Below are 14,944 nucleotides of genomic sequence, written 5' to 3'. Positions count from 1 at the left end.
GCTACAAGTTCTCGACCTACGCCACCTGGTGGATCCGCCAGGCCATCACCCGCTCCATCGCGGACATGGCGCGTACCATCCGCGTGCCGGTGCACATGATCGAGACCATCAACAAGATGAACCGCATCTCGCGCCAGATCATGCAGGAAACCGGCTCCGAACCGGATATGGCAACCCTGGCGGTGAAGATGGAAATGCCGGAATCCAAGGTGCGCGAGATCATGAAGATCGCCAAGGAGCCGATTTCCATGGAAACCCCGATGGGCGAGGACGGCGATTCCCAGCTGGGCGACTTCATCGAAGACAACACCACGCTGGCACCGCTGGACGCCGCGCTGCACGCTTCGATGCGCAACGTGATCAAGGAAGTGCTGGACTCCCTGACCCCGCGCGAAGCCAAGGTGCTGCGCATGCGTTACGGCGTCGAGATGTCCAACGACCACACGCTGGAAGAAGTGGGCAAGCAGTTCGACGTGACCCGCGAGCGTATCCGCCAGATCGAAGCCAAGGCCATGAGCAAGCTGCGCCAGCCATCGCGCTCCGACAAGCTGAAGACTTTCCTGACCGAAAAGTAAGAAGCTAAAAAAATGGGGACGTACCCTATTTTCCGCCTTGGCGGAAAATAGGGTACGTCCCCATTTTTTTTTAGGTCAGTACTTGGCGGGGGTGCCGGCGGCGGGCAGGGACTTCTGGATGAAGTCGCGCAGGTCGTCGTTGGATTTCACCAGGTCTTCGGCGCGCAGGTACATCATGTGGCCGCTGCGGTAGCCTTCAAAACGCATGCGGTCTTTCATGCGGCCGCTCGGGTCGAGCTGCCACATGGTGTACTTGGCGTCGAAGTAGGTGGTGGCGCCGTCGAAGTAGCCGGCTTGCACCAGCAGCTTCAGGTAGGGGTTGGCGGCCATGGCCTGGCGCAGGTTTTCGCCGGTGTTGTCGTCCTTGTTGTCCCATGGGTGGACGTTGCCGAACATGTTGTAGGTGAGGTCGGTCTTGTAGCCCAGCACGTCGCGCAGGTAGTAGTTGATGGCGGGCGTGAAGGAGTGCAGCCAGGAGGTCAGCTCGGCGTTGTAGTCGACCTTGTCGCCGGCGTCCTTCTTGTCGATGCCGAGGTAGCGCGAGTCGAGGCGGCCGATGGTGTAGCCCTTGTCGCGCAGCAGTTCCTTCCAGTAGGTGCCGACCGGCACGCTCAAATTGTTCTGCAGGACCACTTTCTCGGACAGGCCGGAGTAGCGCGCCACCTTGGCGGCAACGGCGCTGCGTTTCTGCGGCTCGAGGAAGCCGCCGTTGGCCAGCGCCGGGATCAGTTCATTCACGGCGAAGGCTTCCGCTTCCGGCAGCACGTCTTTCAGGTCTTTCTGCTGCAGGTCGGCCGGCAGGGCTTTCTGGTACCACGCGGCGGCGGTGTAGTAGGGCAGGGACAGGGCCTGGCCGACCGGGCCTTCGCGCTTCAGCCCCAGGCCGGTGGGGGAGACCAGCACCACGCCGTTCAGGTACATCCAGTGGGCATTCTGCAGTTCCAGCGCCAGGCCGGAGACGCGCGCGGTGCCGTAGCTTTCGCCGATCAGGTATTTGGGCGAAGTCCAGCGTCCTTCACGCGAGACGAAGGCTTGCAGCCAGTCGGCCAGGTATTTGATGTCGGCGTTGACGCCGAAGAAGGTGGCGCGGTCGGCTTTCGGGTCCAGTACGCGCGAGAAGCCGGTATTCACCGGGTCGATGTAGAGGATGTCGGCCACGTCCAGGATGGAGTGCGGGTTGTCCTTCACGCCGTAGGGCTGGACCGGGTAGCCTTCGCTGTCGATGTTGAGGATTTTCGGGCCGGTATAGGCGATGTGCATCCACACCGAAGCCGAGCCGGGGCCGCCATTGAACGACAGCACCAGCGGGCGGCGCGACTTGTCGCCGACGTCGCTGCGCTGGTAGTAGGTGTAGAACAGGGAGGCGATCACTTTTCCGTCCTTGTCCCACACCGGCTGGGTGCCGGCGGTGACCTTGTACGGCACGTGCTTGCCTTTGATGGTGACCGTGCTGTTCTTGCTGACGGCCGATTCGGCCTTCAGGGTGCGGTCGTAGGCTTTGGTGTCGGCCGGGCGCTCGGCGGCCGGTTTGGCGTCTGCCGCAGGCTTGTCCTGCGCGACGGCGCAGCTGGCCGCCAGCAGCAGGGCAGGGAGGGCGAATTTCTTCATTCTGAGTCTCTTATTGTAGGTTTAAGAGGCCTCAGTATTCCATGGCCGCAGACGGTTGCGGTGGCCGCGAAACATAACGTTACACGCCTCAGGCAAACGAAAGGAACTTCACGCCAAACTTTATGCCGTCGCGCACGTGCTGGCGCAGCTTATACAGAACAAAGGTCGCCAGCACGGCATACAGGGCGTAGGTCAACTGGTCCTGCAGCGGCATCGGATCCAGTGAACGTGCCTTGTCGCGCGCTACGCGGGCGGCCTGCATCTGGTACTGGATCATATTGGCGCCGATCACCTGGCCGTCGTCCGTGATGCGGCGCGCCAGATCGAGTTTGCCGTAGGTGTCGCGCACCTGCATTTTGCCGTCGCTATAGATGAAGGTAAGCGGGGTGTCCTTGCCGGGGTAGCGTACGTTGCCGACGATGTCGCCGCGATTGTTGATGGCGTTTGCCACGCTGGACCCGTTGCCGGTCATGGCGCCCAGGTCCACGGTGCGTACACCGTCGTAGCTGAAGGCGTGCCAGAGGTGGTTCTTCATCTGCATGGTTCCGACCACCACGCCGTGATCGTTGACGCTGGTGGCGATGCTGTGGCGCTCACCCACACCAGGGATTTCGATCTTGCCTATGCCTGGCTTGTAAATAAAGGCCCGCCGGAAGCCGTTGGCGTGGTCGGCGGCGCCGACCACCGTGCCGTGCTTGTTGATACCGAGGGCGTAGCTGTTCTTGCCGCCGAAAGTACCCAGGTCCAGCATCGTGATGCCGGTGTCGACGAAAGCGTGATACTGGCCGTCATAGGTGTCGGAATGGCCGACGACATGGCCGAGCTCATTGATCGCGGTGCCGGTGCTGCTTGCGCCGCCCAGTGTGTCGAGCTGGCGCAGGCCGGAAGTCTTGTGGAAGCGGTAGGCGCGCCACTGGTTGCTGGCGGTTTGCGCAGCGCCGGTGACCCAGCCTGCGTCGTTGATGGCGGTCGCGATGCTTTCGCGGCCGCCAAAGGTGCCGATGTCGTAGCGCAGGCCGCCTGAGCGCAGGAAGGCGCTCCGGTAACCAATATCGACGATGGATTCGAACACGGATTCGCCTTTGGCGTTCATGTCCTTGGCGACGATGGTTTCCGAAATCGAGCCGCCGAAGGGGCCTGCCTGCACTGCGCTTGCGGCGAGCAGGCTTGCCAGCGCCAGGATGATTCGTTTCATGCTGTTGGTCTCCGGTCTGGTTTTGGACCGGGCCACTTTACATGAATATTGCTAAAAAATATACGGATCAGACCTTGCGCACGAACTCGGATTTCAGGCTCATGGCGCCGAAGCCGTCGATCTTGCAGTCGATGTCGTGGTCGCTGTCGACCAGGCGGATATTCTTCACCTTGGTGCCTTGCTTGATCACGCCGCCGGAGCCTTTCGGTTTCAGGTCCTTGATCACGGTGACGGTGTCGCCATCTTGCAGGATATTGCCGGCGGCGTCCTTGTAGACGCGCGCGGATTCGCCGGCAGCTTCGGCGGCATTCTGCGGCCATTCGAAGGCGCATTCAGGGCAAACGTAGTTGTCGCCGTCTTCATAGGTATACTCGGACTGGCATTTGGGGCAGGCTGGGAAATTAGACATTGGATGAGACATGCAGGAATTGGAAAACCCGATCTGGGCTGCGCTCAACTCGGCGCAGCAGCATTTTAGCATTGCGGCCGGCGCGGCCCGCCGCTATCCGGCCGACGTGGCGCCGTTTTGCGCGGTGGCGCAGGAGGGTGTGGCGCTCAGCGCCGACGACCTGGCCGGCATTGCCGACGGCAGCTACTACTTCCTGGGCGCCATGCCGGCACTGCCGGCGGGCTGGTCGCTGCAGCCCTTGTCCGGCGTGCTGCAGATGGTCTACGAGGGGGATCCGCTGGCGGCGCCCAGCGGCGAGGGAATCCGCCTGCTGGCGGCTGACGATCCGGCGATGGTGGAGTTGACCGACATCGCCTTCCCCGGCTACTTCCGCAAGCGCACCGGCGCCATGGGCAGGTACGCCGGCATCCACGATGCAGGCGGGCGCCTGGTGGCGCTGAGCGGCGAGCGCATGGACCTGGGCCACCTGCGCGAGGTAAGCGCCGTCTGCACGCATCCCGAATTCACGGGGCGCGGTTATGCGCGGCGGCTGGTGGAATACATCATGTACGGCATGCAGCAGCAGGGCGTGCGCCCCATGCTGCACGTGGGGGCGGCCAACGCCCGTGCCCAGGCGCTGTACCGTTCGATGGGTTTTGCGGCAACCCGCGAGCTGCCGCACGCCAGGCTTATTTGCCCGCGTTGACGCTGCCCAGGCCCGTCACCGATTTGTTGACGTGCTTGGGGTTGCCGTAATAGGTGAAGTTGCCCATGCCTTCGACGATCAGGTTGAGGGTGTCGCTGGCGTAGAGGTTGATGTCGCCCATGCCGGCGAAATTCACGTCGGCGCGTTCGGCTTTCAGGTCCTTGGCGTCGACCTGGCCCACGCCCTGGCCCTTCATGCGCAGCAGCTTGACCTTGCCGCTGGCGTACAGCGCGCCGGCGCCTTCAAAGCTGATGTCAATGCGCTCGCCGTTGATATTGGTGACGCGCGATTCGCCGGCGCCCAGCACGCGGAAGCTGGTCAGGGCCGGCACGGTGACGGTGATCTTGTCGCTTTCCTTGATGTTGACCGAGCCCTTCTTGGTGTTCTCGTACACCACGCGCAGCACGCCGCCTTCCACCACGGTGCTCACCTTGTCCAGGTACTCCTTGCGGCCGCTGACCTTGACCGACTGTTCCTTGCCCACGTCGACGTAGACGTTGATCGGGCCTTTTACATTGATGCCGTAGAAGGCATCCAGCTTGCGCGCCTGCTCGTCGGCGAGGGCGATGGTTGGGAACAGCAGGGCAGCAAGCAGCATCGAACGAAACATACAAACTCCTGTAAATAGTACAAGGCCCGGCATGGCGCCGGGCCTGCAAAGCAAAGCGTCAGCCGGTGTTGCGCAAGCCGGCGGCGACGCCGTTGATGGACAGGTGGATGCCGCGGTTGACGCGCGGGTCCGCCTTGTCCTGTTCATTCCCCAGTGCGCGGCGGCGCTTGATCAGCTCCACCTGCAGGTGGTTGAGCGGGTCGAGGTAAGGGAAGCGGTTGGTGATCGAACGCGCCAGCAGCGGGTTGCCTGCCAGGCGGTCTTTGCGGCCGGTGATCGACTCCAGGCATTCGAGGGTGTGGTGGTACTCCTCGGTGATGCGCTTGAAGATGCGTTCGCGCAGCTCCTTGTCCGTCACCAGCTCGGCGTAGCGCGAGGCGATCGCCAGGTCGGTCTTGGCCAGCACCATGTCCATATTGGAGAGCAGGGTGGCGAAGAACGGCCAGTGCTGGAACATGTCGCGCAGCTGGGCCACGCGCTCGTCGCGCTGGCCGGCCGCGATCCAGGCGCCGATGGCGGAGCCAAAGCCGTACCAGCCCGGCAGCAGCAGGCGGCACTGGCCCCAGCTGAAGCCCCACGGGATGGCGCGCAAGTCTTCAATACGGCGCGTCGATTTGCGCGAGGCCGGGCGCGAGCCGAGGTTCAGTTCCGCGATCTCCGCAATCGGGGTGGCGGCGAAGAAGTAGTCGGTGAAGCCCGGGGTTTCGTACACCAGGTTGCGGTAGGCCTTGTAGGCCAGCTCCGAAATCTCGGCCATCACGGCCTCGAAGCCGGCCAGGCGCGGGCCGTGGCAGGCGTCGGCCGGCGGCGGCATCAGGCTCGCTTCCAGCGTGGCCGAGACCAGCAGTTCCAGGTTGCGGCGGCCGATTTCGGCGTTGGAGAACTTGGAGGCGATGATTTCGCCCTGCTCGGTCAGGCGCAGCTGGCCGTTGACGGTGCCTTTCGGCTGCGCCAGGATCGCCTCGTAGCTCGGGCCGCCGCCGCGGCCGACGGTGCCGCCGCGGCCGTGGAACAGGCGCAGCTTGACGCCGGCCTTGGCGAAGATGTCCACCAGCCCCAGCTCCGCCTTGTACAGCTCCCAGTTGGAGGTCAGGAAGCCGCCGTCCTTGTTGGAGTCGGAGTAGCCCAGCATGACTTCCTGGATCTGCCCTTGCTTGGCGATCAGCTGCTTCACCAGCGGCACCGCCATCAGGCTTTCCATGATGCCGGCGGCGCGCTGCAGGTCGGGGATGGTCTCGAACAGCGGGATCACCATCAGGTCCGAGGTCGGTTCGCCGCCGGCGCCCTGGCGCAGCAGGCCGGTTTCCTGCTGCAGCACGAACACTTCCAGCAGGTCGGACACGGTCTCGGTGTGCGAGATGATGTAGTTGCGGATGGCGCGCTGGCCGTAGCGCTGGCGGATCTCGCGCGCCGTGCGCAGGATGGTCAGCTCGGAGGTGGTCTCGTCCGAGTACTCGATATACGGCGAGTACAGCAGCCGTGGTTGCGCTAACTCGGCCAGCAAAAGTTTGACCTTCGCTTCCTCGTCGAGCGCGGCGTAGTCGGCCAGCACGCCGGCTTTGGCGAACAGTTCGGCCAGCACGCGTTCATGGATGTCCGACGACTGGCGCATGTCCAGCGAAGCGAGGTGGAAGCCGAAGATGTCGGCGGCGCGCTTCAGGGTGGTCAGGCGCGGGCGCGCCAGCACGGCACCATAGTTGGCGTCCAGCGAGTCGATCAGCACCTGCAGGTCGGCCGAAAAGTCGGCCGGGCACGGGTAAGGCTCGGCGTGGCCCACTTCCTTGCGCAGGATGTTGGTGGCGCCCAGCGCGCGCGCGGTACTGGCCAGGCGCGCGTAGATGCCGATCAGGGCGCGCCGGTACGGCTCGTCCGAACGGTGGTCGGAGGTGTCGGTGGAGGCGTCGGACAGGGCCTGCAGCTCGGGCGAGCAGCCGATCATCAGGGTCGACACCGACAGCTCGGCGCCCAGCGCGTGGGTTTCGTCGAGGTAGAAGTCGAGGATGGTGGTGGCCTGGCGCTCCAGCGCGTGCTGCATGGTGCCGGCGTTGACGTTCGGGTTGCCATCGCGGTCGCCGCCGATCCAGCTGCCCATCTGCACATAGGAGGCGTCGATCGGCGCCGGGCCTGCGCCGTAATGCTCGGCGATCTCGGACTCGATATCGTCGTACAGCGCCGGCAGCTCGCGCAGGAAGGTGATGCGGTAGTAGGACAGGGCGTTGTCGATTTCGTCCGCCACGGTCAGCTTGGAGTAGCGCAGCATGCGGGTCTGCCACAGGGTGGCAATGCGGGCGCGCAGCATGTGCAGGTTGGCGTTGCGCTCCTTCGGCGTGAGCGGCAGGTCGCGCTGGGCCAGCAGGCGGGCGATGTCGTGTTCCGCGTCCAGGATGGACTTGCGCTGCACCTCGGTCGGGTGGGCGGTCAGGACGGGGGAAATCAGGGCTTCTTTAAAGAAGCTGGTCACGGTGTCGAGTTCGACGCCGGATTCTTTCAGCTTGTCGAGCGCATAGCTGATGCTGCCTTTTTGCGGTGCCGAGCCGGCGATCAGGTGGGCGCGGCGGCGGCGGATGTGGTGCTGGTCTTCCGCAATATTGGCCAGGTGGGAGAAATAAGAGAAGGCGCGCACCACCGTAATGGTCTGTTCGCGCGTCAGGATCTTGAGCATGCCGTCCAGTTCCTTGGCGGCGCCGGCGTCGGCTTCGCGGCGGAAGCGCACGGCGGTCTGGCGGATGGTCTCGACAACGGCGAAGACTTCCTCGCCTTCCTGCTCCCGCAGGACATCGCCCAACAGGCGGCCCAGCAGGCGGATATCTTCTTTCAACGGCGCGTCTTTATCTGCGCTCTGGTGATGTTCGTCTGTTGCACTTACTTGATTTGCCATAGTTAATCAGTCAAAAGATAAGAATGGTCGTGCAAAAGGCTTGTGGCCACAGTCTGCATAGAGGGCGCACATGCTAGAATTTGTGGTCCTAATCATGCGCAATAAACTGGTGAACGCCGGTTTGGCGCTAGCAACAGCGAAAGAACTGGTTTTGAAAACTCCCGAAATGGCCCAACAGCTCCCTTCCAAATTGGTGATCGCATCGCGCGAAAGCCGCCTCGCCATGTGGCAGGCGGAGCATGTCCGTGCGCGCTTGTCTTTATTATATCCGCAGTGCAGCATTGAGATCCTGGGCATGACAACCCGCGGCGACCAGATCCTGGATCGGGCGCTGTCCAAGGTCGGTGGCAAGGGTCTTTTTGTCAAGGAACTGGAAGTGGCGATGGAGGAGGGACGGGCCGACCTGGCTGTCCATTCGCTGAAGGATGTGCCGATGGAGCTGCCGCAGGGTTTCGCGCTGGCGGCGGTGCTGGAGCGCGAAGACCCGCGCGACGCCTTCGTCTCGAATGACTACGCGTCGCTGGCCGAATTGCCGGCGGGCGCCATCGTCGGCACCAGCAGCCTGCGGCGCCAGGCCCTGATCTCGGCGCGCTATCCGCACCTGGTGATCAAGCCGCTGCGCGGCAACCTGGATACCCGCCTGGGCAAACTGGATCGCGGCGAGTACGCGGCCATTATCCTGGCGGCGGCCGGCCTGAAACGCCTGGGACTGCCGCAGCGCATCAAATCGCTGCTGGCGCCGGAGGATTCGCTGCCGGCCGCAGGGCAGGGGGCGATGGCGATTGAGATTGCCGAGCGTGCCGACGGCGTCGATATGAAGGCGATCCTGGCGCCGCTGAATGACCTGCCGACCGCGCAGGCGGTGGCGGCGGAACGCAAGGTGTCCAAAGTATTCGGCGGCTCCTGCCAGGTCCCGCTGGCTGCTTTTGCGACCGTGGACGGCGACCGGATGCACCTGCGTGCGATGGTGGCGACGCCGGACGGCAGCCGTGTGGCCCGCGCTGAGATCAATGGCGCGGCGGCCGATGCCGAGGCGCTGGGGGCGGCGGTGGCGGAGCAGCTGCGGGCGCAGGATGCGGAGGCGATTCTCGCCGTTTGCGCGGCCGAGCAGGCCGACGGCATGAATCCGAATGCGGCGCCGTCGGCTTGAATGCTGGCCAACTTTTTTACCCCGGTAAACCAGGGTCAGACCCAAGGGTCTGACCCTTGGGTCTGACCCGGATTTACCGGGTTTCCATGCCACGCCCAGTCATCCTCACCCGTCCGATCGCGCAGGCCGAGCCTCTGGCCGGCCGCATCCGCGCGCTCGGCCGCGAGGTGGAGGTGCTGCCGCTGCTGGAAATCAGCCCGTTGCCGGACCAGGCGCCGCTGCGCACGGCGCTGGCGCAGCTGGCCAGCTACGACCTGGCCGCCTTCGTCTCGCCCAACGCCATCGAAGCCGCTTTCGCCCACATCGAAAAGTGGCCGCAAGGCCTGCGCGCCGCCGTGGTGGGCGAGGGCAGCCGCCAGGCGCTGCTGGCCAAAGGCGTCCCCGCCAGCCAGATCGCCAGCCCGGCCGACCCGGCGCACAGCGACACCGAACACCTGCTGCAGGCGCTCGACCTGGCCGCCCTGCGCGGCGCCAGGGTACTGATCGTGCGCGGCGAATCCGGGCGCGAGCTGATGGCCGACTCGTTCCGCGCCGCCGGCGCCGACGTCACCGTGCTGCCGGCCTACCGCCGCGCCGTGCCGGCGCTGACGCCGGCCTTGGCCGCACGCCTGCAGGCCCTCGTCGCCGCCGATGCCGACTGGATCATCACCAGTTCGGAAGCGCTGCGCGGCCTGGCAGGCTTGCTTGAACAATTAAATAGTGTGAAAATCGTTGCATCATTGCAACATCAGCACCTGATCGTGCCCCATTCGCGCATCGCCGACACGGCACGCGGTTTGGGCTGCCAGAATGTGACCCTGACAGGTTCAGGCGACGAACGGGTGCTCGCCGCGTTACAATCACGTCCATGAACGATTTGCCTAATCAAACTGACAACAAAGACGTCCCGCCAAACCAGCAAGCCGCGCCGGCCGTCGAGACCCCTCCAGCCGCTCCCGCAACGCCAGCGAACCCGCCGGCCGCGGAGCGCGACGCCTTGCGCCAGCCGCTGACGATTGCGGTGGTGGTGCTCGGCATCCTGCTGGCCGCGCAAGCCTTCTATTCCAAGAACCAGGTGTTCCGCCTGCGCGAGGAAATGGCGCGCCGCCTGCAGCAGGGCGACTCGCTGAACGGCCAGACCAGCCAGCTGGCCAAGAGCGTGCAGGAGACCACGCGCGAGATCCAGCTCAAGATCGGCGTGCTGGAAAACCGCCAGCAGGAAGCCCAGGCGCAGCAGATGGCGCTGGAGCAGCTGTACCAGGATATGTCGAAGAACCGCGACGAATGGGCGCTGGCCGAGATCGAGCAAGTGCTGTCCACCGCCAGCCAGCAGCTGCAACTGGCCGGCAACGTGCCGGGCGCGCTGATCGCGCTGCAGAATGCCGACCGCAGCCTGTCGCGCTCCGACAAGCCGCAGTTCATCACCATCCGCCGCGCCATCGCCAAGGATATCGAGCGCCTGAAAGCCCTGCCGAACGTGGACTCGGTCGGCCTGGCGGTACGCCTGGATAACGTGATCGCCCAGGTCGACGGCCTGCCGATGATGTCCGACGCCAAGCCAACCCCGCCGGCGCCGCCAGCGCGCAAGGCGCATGCGGCAGCGAAAGCCAAAGGCAAGGACGCCGCCTCGACCCCTGTGGTGGAGGAGGAAGAGGGCTGGGGCAGCCGCGCCAAAGGCGTATGGCAGGACTGGACGAGCGAGATGTGGGCTGAAATCTCGACCCTGATCCGGGTACGCCGCGTCGACAATCCGGACGCCATCATGATGGCGCCGGAAGAAGCGTATTTCCTGCGCGAGAACCTGAAATTGCGCCTGCTGAACGCCCGTATGGCCCTGTTGTCGCGCAATGAAGCCGCCTTCCGCGCCGACCTGCTGGCCGCGCAGGAGTCGCTGGCCAAGTACTTCGATACCAAAACGCGCCAGACCCAGACCGCGCAGCAGCTGCTGCGCCAGCTGCAGGGCAGCAACCTGTCGATCGAAATGCCGACGCTGGCCGACAGCCTGAACGCGGTACGTAACTACAAGGCGAAGCCATAATGCGTCTCTTCATCTGGCTCGTTGTGATGATGGCTGCGGCCATCGGTATCGCCGTGACGGCACGTTTCAACCCCGGCAATGTGGTGCTGTTCTACCCGCCGTACCGGGTCGACCTGTCGCTCAACTTCTTCATGGTGCTGCTGGTTGCGGCCTTCATGGTGGTGTATTTCCTGGTGCGCGCCTTCAACGCCACCGTCGATATGCCGCGCAAGGTTGCCGCCTACCGCCAGCACAAGCGCGAACGCGACGGCAATAAAGGCCTGCGCGACGCCCTGAAAGCCCTGTTCGAAGGCCGTTTCGGCCATGCTGAAAAAGCCGCCCTGCGCGCCGCCGAGCTGCCGGAGAACGCCGGCGTCGCCGCCCTGATCGGCGCCCGCGCCGCGCACCGCATGCGCCAGCAGGCACGCCGCGACCAGTGGCTGGCGCGCATCGCCAGCGACAACAGCATGAAAACCGCGCGCCTGATGACCGTGACCGAACTGCTGGTCGACGACCACCAGCCGGAAGCGGCACTGGAAGCTGTGCGCGAACTGAACGCCAGCGGCACGCGCCACATCCACGCCCTGCAATGGTCGCTCAAGGCCGAGCAGCAGGCCAAGAACTGGCCGGAAGTGCTGCGTCTGGTGCGCCTGCTGGACAAGCACAAGGCCCTGCACCCGGCGCTGTCGGCACGCCTGCGCGAACTGGCTTACGACGACCTGCTGTCCGACAGCTCGCACGACGCCGAATCGCTGCAGCGCGTGTGGTCCACCATCCCGACCGCCGACCGCATCAAGCCATTCGTGGCCTGCCGCGCCGCCACCGCCCTGAACGCGCGCGGCCTGCATGACGAAGCGCGCGTGGTATGCGAGGAAGCGCTGGCCGCCAACTGGGACGACCGCGTGGTGCGCGCCTACCGCGACGCCGCCGCCCCGGCCGGCTCCTCGGCTCTGCTGGTGCAGATCGAACACTGCGAAGGCTGGGTGCGCGAGCGCCCGAACGACGCCGAACTGGCGCTGACCCTGGGTTCCCTGTGCCTGAAGCAGAAGCTGTGGGGCAAGGCCCAGCGCTACCTGGAGCAGGCCCTGTCGGACGCCTCCGAGCCGCGCATGGTGCGCGAATCCCACCTCAAGCTGGCCCAGTTGCACGAAGCCCTGACCCAGCCCGACGAAGCGGCGAACCACTATCGCCAGTGCGCCTTAGCGACTATCCTGTAACCGGATGCGCGGCCAGCGCTGGGAACTGTGAAGGAGGCGCAGGATCGTTATTCGACCTGCGCCTCTTGTTTTGTAGATCGCGAGATATCGAATCCCGCTGATGACCAATTCCCTTGTGCCGGGCACCCGGCCTGGTCGCAGTTCCAGGGACCACTGTTCGTAGTCCGGCTCTTGTTCAGTTGTTTTTTCGTGATCCTTTGGGCTTACGGCAATTCCTCCGGTGGGAACTGCAATTTTAGGCCGCTACGCCGCTGCCGGCTTGAGCTGGATCACGTTATAATTGCAAGGTTAGACTGATCAAAAATGCATTAACCGAGGAAAAACATGAGCCTGAACAAAGTACCGGCCGGTAAAGACCTGCCGAACGATTTCAACGTCATTATCGAGATCCCGATGAACGCGGATCCGATCAAGTACGAAGTGGACAAAGAATCCGGCGCCATCTTCGTCGACCGCTTCATGGGCACTGCCATGCACTACCCATGCAACTACGGCTACATTCCGAACACCCTGTCCAACGACGGCGACCCGGTTGACGTGCTGGTCATCACCCCGTTCCCGCTGATCCCAGGCGTGGTAGTGCGTTGCCGCGCTATCGGCGTGCTGAAGATGACCGACGAATCGGGCGAAGACGCGAAAGTGCTGGCGGTACCGGTCGACAAGATCCTGCCGATCTACAAGCACTGGCAGAAGCCGGAAGACCTGCAGGACCTGCGCCTGCAGCAGATCCAGCACTTCTTCGAGCACTACAAAGACCTGGAGCCAGGCAAGTGGGTGAAGGTCGAAGGCTGGTACGGCCCGGAAGAAGCCAAGAAGGAAATCCTGCACGGCGTGGAGCAGGCCAAGAAGCAGGACGCCGGCGTTTAAGCCCAGCTGCTGCTCATCCGCGAAAGCGCGCACCGCAAGGCTGCGCGCTTTTTTTACGCCCGCGCTGGCTGGCGCCGCAGCGGTTCCCTCTGTTATATAGTCGGCGCGTAATCGTATGCAGGGAGGCGAACATGGAAGGATCCTTGTCGATCTGGGCGAAAACTGCCCCTGTCATCGCGTTGCCCGAACTCAGCGGAGAGGTGCAGGCCGATGTCTGTATCGTCGGCGGCGGTATTGCCGGCCTGAGCACCGCCTATCTGCTGGCGCTGGAAGGGCGGCGCGTGGTGCTGCTGGAAGCGCGTGAACTGGGCAGTGGCGAAACCGGCCGCACCACCGCCCACCTGATGCCGCCGGACGAATGGTATGCCACGCTGGAGCAGGATTTCGGTCCCGTCAACGCGCGGCTGGTCGCCGCCGGGCAAATGGCTGCCATCGACCAGGTGGAAACCATCGTGCGCAGCGAAGGCATCGACTGCGAGTTTGAGCGGCTGGACGGCTACCTTTACTCGGCGGTGGACGATGCCCAGGAAATCCAGCGCGAACATGATGCCGCCGTGCGCGCCGGGCTGGAGGTCGAGCTAATGCCGCAAGCGCCGGGCCTGCCGTTCGTGACCGGCAACTGCCTGCGCTTTGCCGGGCTGGCGCAATTCCACCCCTTGAAGTACCTGCGCGGGCTGGGCGAATGCATCCGCCAGCGCGGAGGGCGCATCTACTGCAACAGCCGCGCCACGGATATCGAACGGGTCGGCGAACGCCTGCAGGTCAGTACGCCCAACGGCCGCGTCGCCGCCGCCGCCGTGGTGGTGGCCACCAACACGCCGTTCAACAACCGCGTGGTGCTGCACACCAAGCAGAACGGCTTCCGCACCTATGTGATCGGGGTGGAAGTCCCGCAAGGCTCCGTACCGCGCATGCTGCTGTGGGATAGCGGCGACCCCTATTACTACGTCAGGCTGGAGCGCAGCGGCGCCAGCGCCGGCCATGAAATGCTGATCGTCGGCGGCTGCGACCATAAGGTCGGCCAGGACCACGACCCGCGCCACCGGCATGCCGAGCTGGAATCGTGGATGCGGCAGCGCTTCCCGATGGCGGGCGCGGTGACGCTGCGCTGGTCGGGCGAGGTGATGGAACCGGCCGACGGCTTGCCCTACCTGGGCCGCAACCCGCTGGACGACGACCAGGTCTACGTCATCAGCGGCGATTCCGGCACCGGCATGACCAACTGCACGCTGGGCGCCATGATCGTGCGCGACCTGGTGCAGGGGCGCGAGAACCCTTGGGCCGAACTGTACGACCCGGGACGCAAGCCATTCCACGGCATGGGCGAATTCCTCAAGGAACAGGCCAACACGCTGGCGCAGTACGGCGACTGGCTGCGCGGCGGGGAAGTCGAGACGGCGGCGGAGATTGCGCCGGGGCAGGGCGCCATCCTCAATCGCGGCGCCAAAAAGCTGGCAGTGTATCGCGCGGACGATGGCGGACTGCATGCCGTGTCGGCAGCCTGCACCCATCTCGGCTGCGCGGTAAGCTGGAACGCGGCCGAGCGCTCCTGGGATTGTCCCTGCCACGGCTCGCGCTTTGCCGTCGACGGCACGGTGCTGCACGGGCCGGCCAACAGCGCGCTGGCAGCCGAGGAGCTCGAGGACGACGAAGCTGGCCTCCCTCCGCAGCCGGGAGAGCGCAGCGGCAGCCGGGCGCCGCGCCATTAATGCAACTATTTGGTTGCGTTTCACCGGAAGCTGTCCTATGATGGT

At 64.6% G+C, this 14,944-nt stretch carries 13 protein-coding genes; 8 read left to right on the top strand and 5 right to left on the bottom strand.

Annotation, left to right across the window (positions count from 1 at the left end):
- The coding region (locus ACE3TQ_RS23190; protein WP_374585456.1) for a sigma-70 family RNA polymerase sigma factor at positions 1-575 on the top strand (575 nt) is incomplete at its 5' end.
- Between the two features lie 75 nt (positions 576-650).
- On the opposite strand, the gene ACE3TQ_RS23185 is transcribed toward ACE3TQ_RS23190, so the two are convergent.
- The 3 genes from ACE3TQ_RS23185 to ACE3TQ_RS23175 form a co-directional block, all read right to left on the bottom strand.
- Positions 651-2,183: a S10 family peptidase gene (locus tag ACE3TQ_RS23185; RefSeq protein ID WP_374585454.1), complete on the bottom strand. Its 1,533-nt coding sequence runs from the start codon at positions 2,181-2,183 to the stop codon at positions 651-653.
- Positions 2,184-2,271: 88 nt separating this feature from the next.
- Positions 2,272-3,378, bottom strand: coding sequence for an HAF repeat-containing protein (locus tag ACE3TQ_RS23180; protein ID WP_374585452.1), 1,107 nt, complete (start codon positions 3,376-3,378; stop codon positions 2,272-2,274).
- Positions 3,379-3,445: 67 nt separating this feature from the next.
- A complete protein-coding gene (locus ACE3TQ_RS23175) occupies positions 3,446-3,787 on the bottom strand; it encodes a zinc ribbon domain-containing protein YjdM (protein ID WP_374585450.1) in 342 nt (113 codons plus the stop codon).
- 10 nt (positions 3,788-3,797) lie between these two features.
- On the opposite strand from ACE3TQ_RS23175, the gene ACE3TQ_RS23170 reads away from it, so the two are divergent.
- Positions 3,798-4,472 (top strand): GNAT family N-acetyltransferase, encoded by a 675-nt coding sequence (locus ACE3TQ_RS23170; protein WP_374585448.1) that lies wholly within the window; start codon positions 3,798-3,800, stop codon positions 4,470-4,472.
- Here the strand turns inward: ACE3TQ_RS23170 and ACE3TQ_RS23165 are convergent.
- Together ACE3TQ_RS23165 and ppc are read right to left on the bottom strand one after the other, a co-directional pair.
- On the bottom strand, positions 4,456-5,082 hold the full coding sequence (locus tag ACE3TQ_RS23165; RefSeq protein ID WP_374585446.1) for a head GIN domain-containing protein: 627 nt from the start codon (positions 5,080-5,082) through the stop codon (positions 4,456-4,458). The genes ACE3TQ_RS23170 and ACE3TQ_RS23165 overlap by 17 nt on opposite strands.
- A gap of 58 nt (positions 5,083-5,140) precedes the next feature.
- Positions 5,141-7,960, bottom strand: a complete 2,820-nt coding sequence (gene ppc, locus ACE3TQ_RS23160) for a phosphoenolpyruvate carboxylase (protein ID WP_374585444.1) — start codon at positions 7,958-7,960, stop codon at positions 5,141-5,143.
- Positions 7,961-8,126: 166 nt separating this feature from the next.
- Here ppc and hemC point away from each other — a divergent pair, with 166 nt between their 5' ends.
- The 6 genes from hemC (at position 8,127) to ACE3TQ_RS23130 (ending at position 14,899) form a co-directional block, all read left to right on the top strand.
- Positions 8,127-9,110, top strand: a complete 984-nt coding sequence (gene hemC / locus ACE3TQ_RS23155; RefSeq protein ID WP_374585442.1) for a hydroxymethylbilane synthase — start codon at positions 8,127-8,129, stop codon at positions 9,108-9,110.
- Positions 9,111-9,196: 86 nt separating this feature from the next.
- A complete protein-coding gene (locus ACE3TQ_RS23150) occupies positions 9,197-9,961 on the top strand; it encodes a uroporphyrinogen-III synthase (RefSeq protein WP_374585441.1) in 765 nt (254 codons plus the stop codon).
- Positions 9,958-11,127, top strand: coding sequence for a uroporphyrinogen-III C-methyltransferase (locus ACE3TQ_RS23145; protein ID WP_374585439.1), 1,170 nt, complete (start codon positions 9,958-9,960; stop codon positions 11,125-11,127). Before ACE3TQ_RS23150 ends, ACE3TQ_RS23145 begins: the two co-directional genes overlap by 4 nt.
- On the top strand, positions 11,127-12,323 hold the full coding sequence (locus ACE3TQ_RS23140) for a heme biosynthesis protein HemY (RefSeq protein ID WP_374585437.1): 1,197 nt from the start codon (positions 11,127-11,129) through the stop codon (positions 12,321-12,323). Before ACE3TQ_RS23145 ends, ACE3TQ_RS23140 begins: the two co-directional genes overlap by 1 nt.
- A 324-nt stretch (positions 12,324-12,647) precedes the next feature.
- Positions 12,648-13,190, top strand: a complete 543-nt coding sequence (gene ppa, locus ACE3TQ_RS23135) for an inorganic diphosphatase (protein ID WP_374585435.1) — start codon at positions 12,648-12,650, stop codon at positions 13,188-13,190.
- 131 nt (positions 13,191-13,321) lie between these two features.
- Positions 13,322-14,899: an FAD-dependent oxidoreductase gene (locus tag ACE3TQ_RS23130; protein ID WP_374585433.1), complete on the top strand. Its 1,578-nt coding sequence runs from the start codon at positions 13,322-13,324 to the stop codon at positions 14,897-14,899.
- Positions 14,900-14,944 lie beyond the last annotated feature (45 nt).

Source organism: Pseudoduganella sp. (assembly GCF_041914865.1).
Classification (GTDB): domain Bacteria; phylum Pseudomonadota; class Gammaproteobacteria; order Burkholderiales; family Burkholderiaceae_D; genus Rugamonas.
The sequence above is the reverse complement of the archived record's forward strand: the minus strand, read 5'-3'. Positions and strand labels throughout refer to the sequence as shown.

Coding starts and splice junctions, on each gene's coding strand:
- hemC (WP_374585442.1), top strand. CDS start 8,127: ATGGCCCAACAGCTCCCTTCCAAATTGGTGATCGCATCGCGCGAAAGC.
- ppc (WP_374585444.1), bottom strand. CDS start 7,960: ATGGCAAATCAAGTAAGTGCAACAGACGAACATCACCAGAGCGCAGAT.
- ppa (WP_374585435.1), top strand. CDS start 12,648: ATGAGCCTGAACAAAGTACCGGCCGGTAAAGACCTGCCGAACGATTTC.
- ACE3TQ_RS23165 (WP_374585446.1), bottom strand. CDS start 5,082: ATGTTTCGTTCGATGCTGCTTGCTGCCCTGCTGTTCCCAACCATCGCC.
- ACE3TQ_RS23145 (WP_374585439.1), top strand. CDS start 9,958: ATGAACGATTTGCCTAATCAAACTGACAACAAAGACGTCCCGCCAAAC.
- ACE3TQ_RS23140 (WP_374585437.1), top strand. CDS start 11,127: ATGCGTCTCTTCATCTGGCTCGTTGTGATGATGGCTGCGGCCATCGGT.
- ACE3TQ_RS23185 (WP_374585454.1), bottom strand. CDS start 2,183: ATGAAGAAATTCGCCCTCCCTGCCCTGCTGCTGGCGGCCAGCTGCGCC.
- ACE3TQ_RS23175 (WP_374585450.1), bottom strand. CDS start 3,787: ATGTCTAATTTCCCAGCCTGCCCCAAATGCCAGTCCGAGTATACCTAT.
- ACE3TQ_RS23170 (WP_374585448.1), top strand. CDS start 3,798: ATGCAGGAATTGGAAAACCCGATCTGGGCTGCGCTCAACTCGGCGCAG.
- ACE3TQ_RS23150 (WP_374585441.1), top strand. CDS start 9,197: ATGCCACGCCCAGTCATCCTCACCCGTCCGATCGCGCAGGCCGAGCCT.
- ACE3TQ_RS23180 (WP_374585452.1), bottom strand. CDS start 3,378: ATGAAACGAATCATCCTGGCGCTGGCAAGCCTGCTCGCCGCAAGCGCA.
- ACE3TQ_RS23130 (WP_374585433.1), top strand. CDS start 13,322: ATGGAAGGATCCTTGTCGATCTGGGCGAAAACTGCCCCTGTCATCGCG.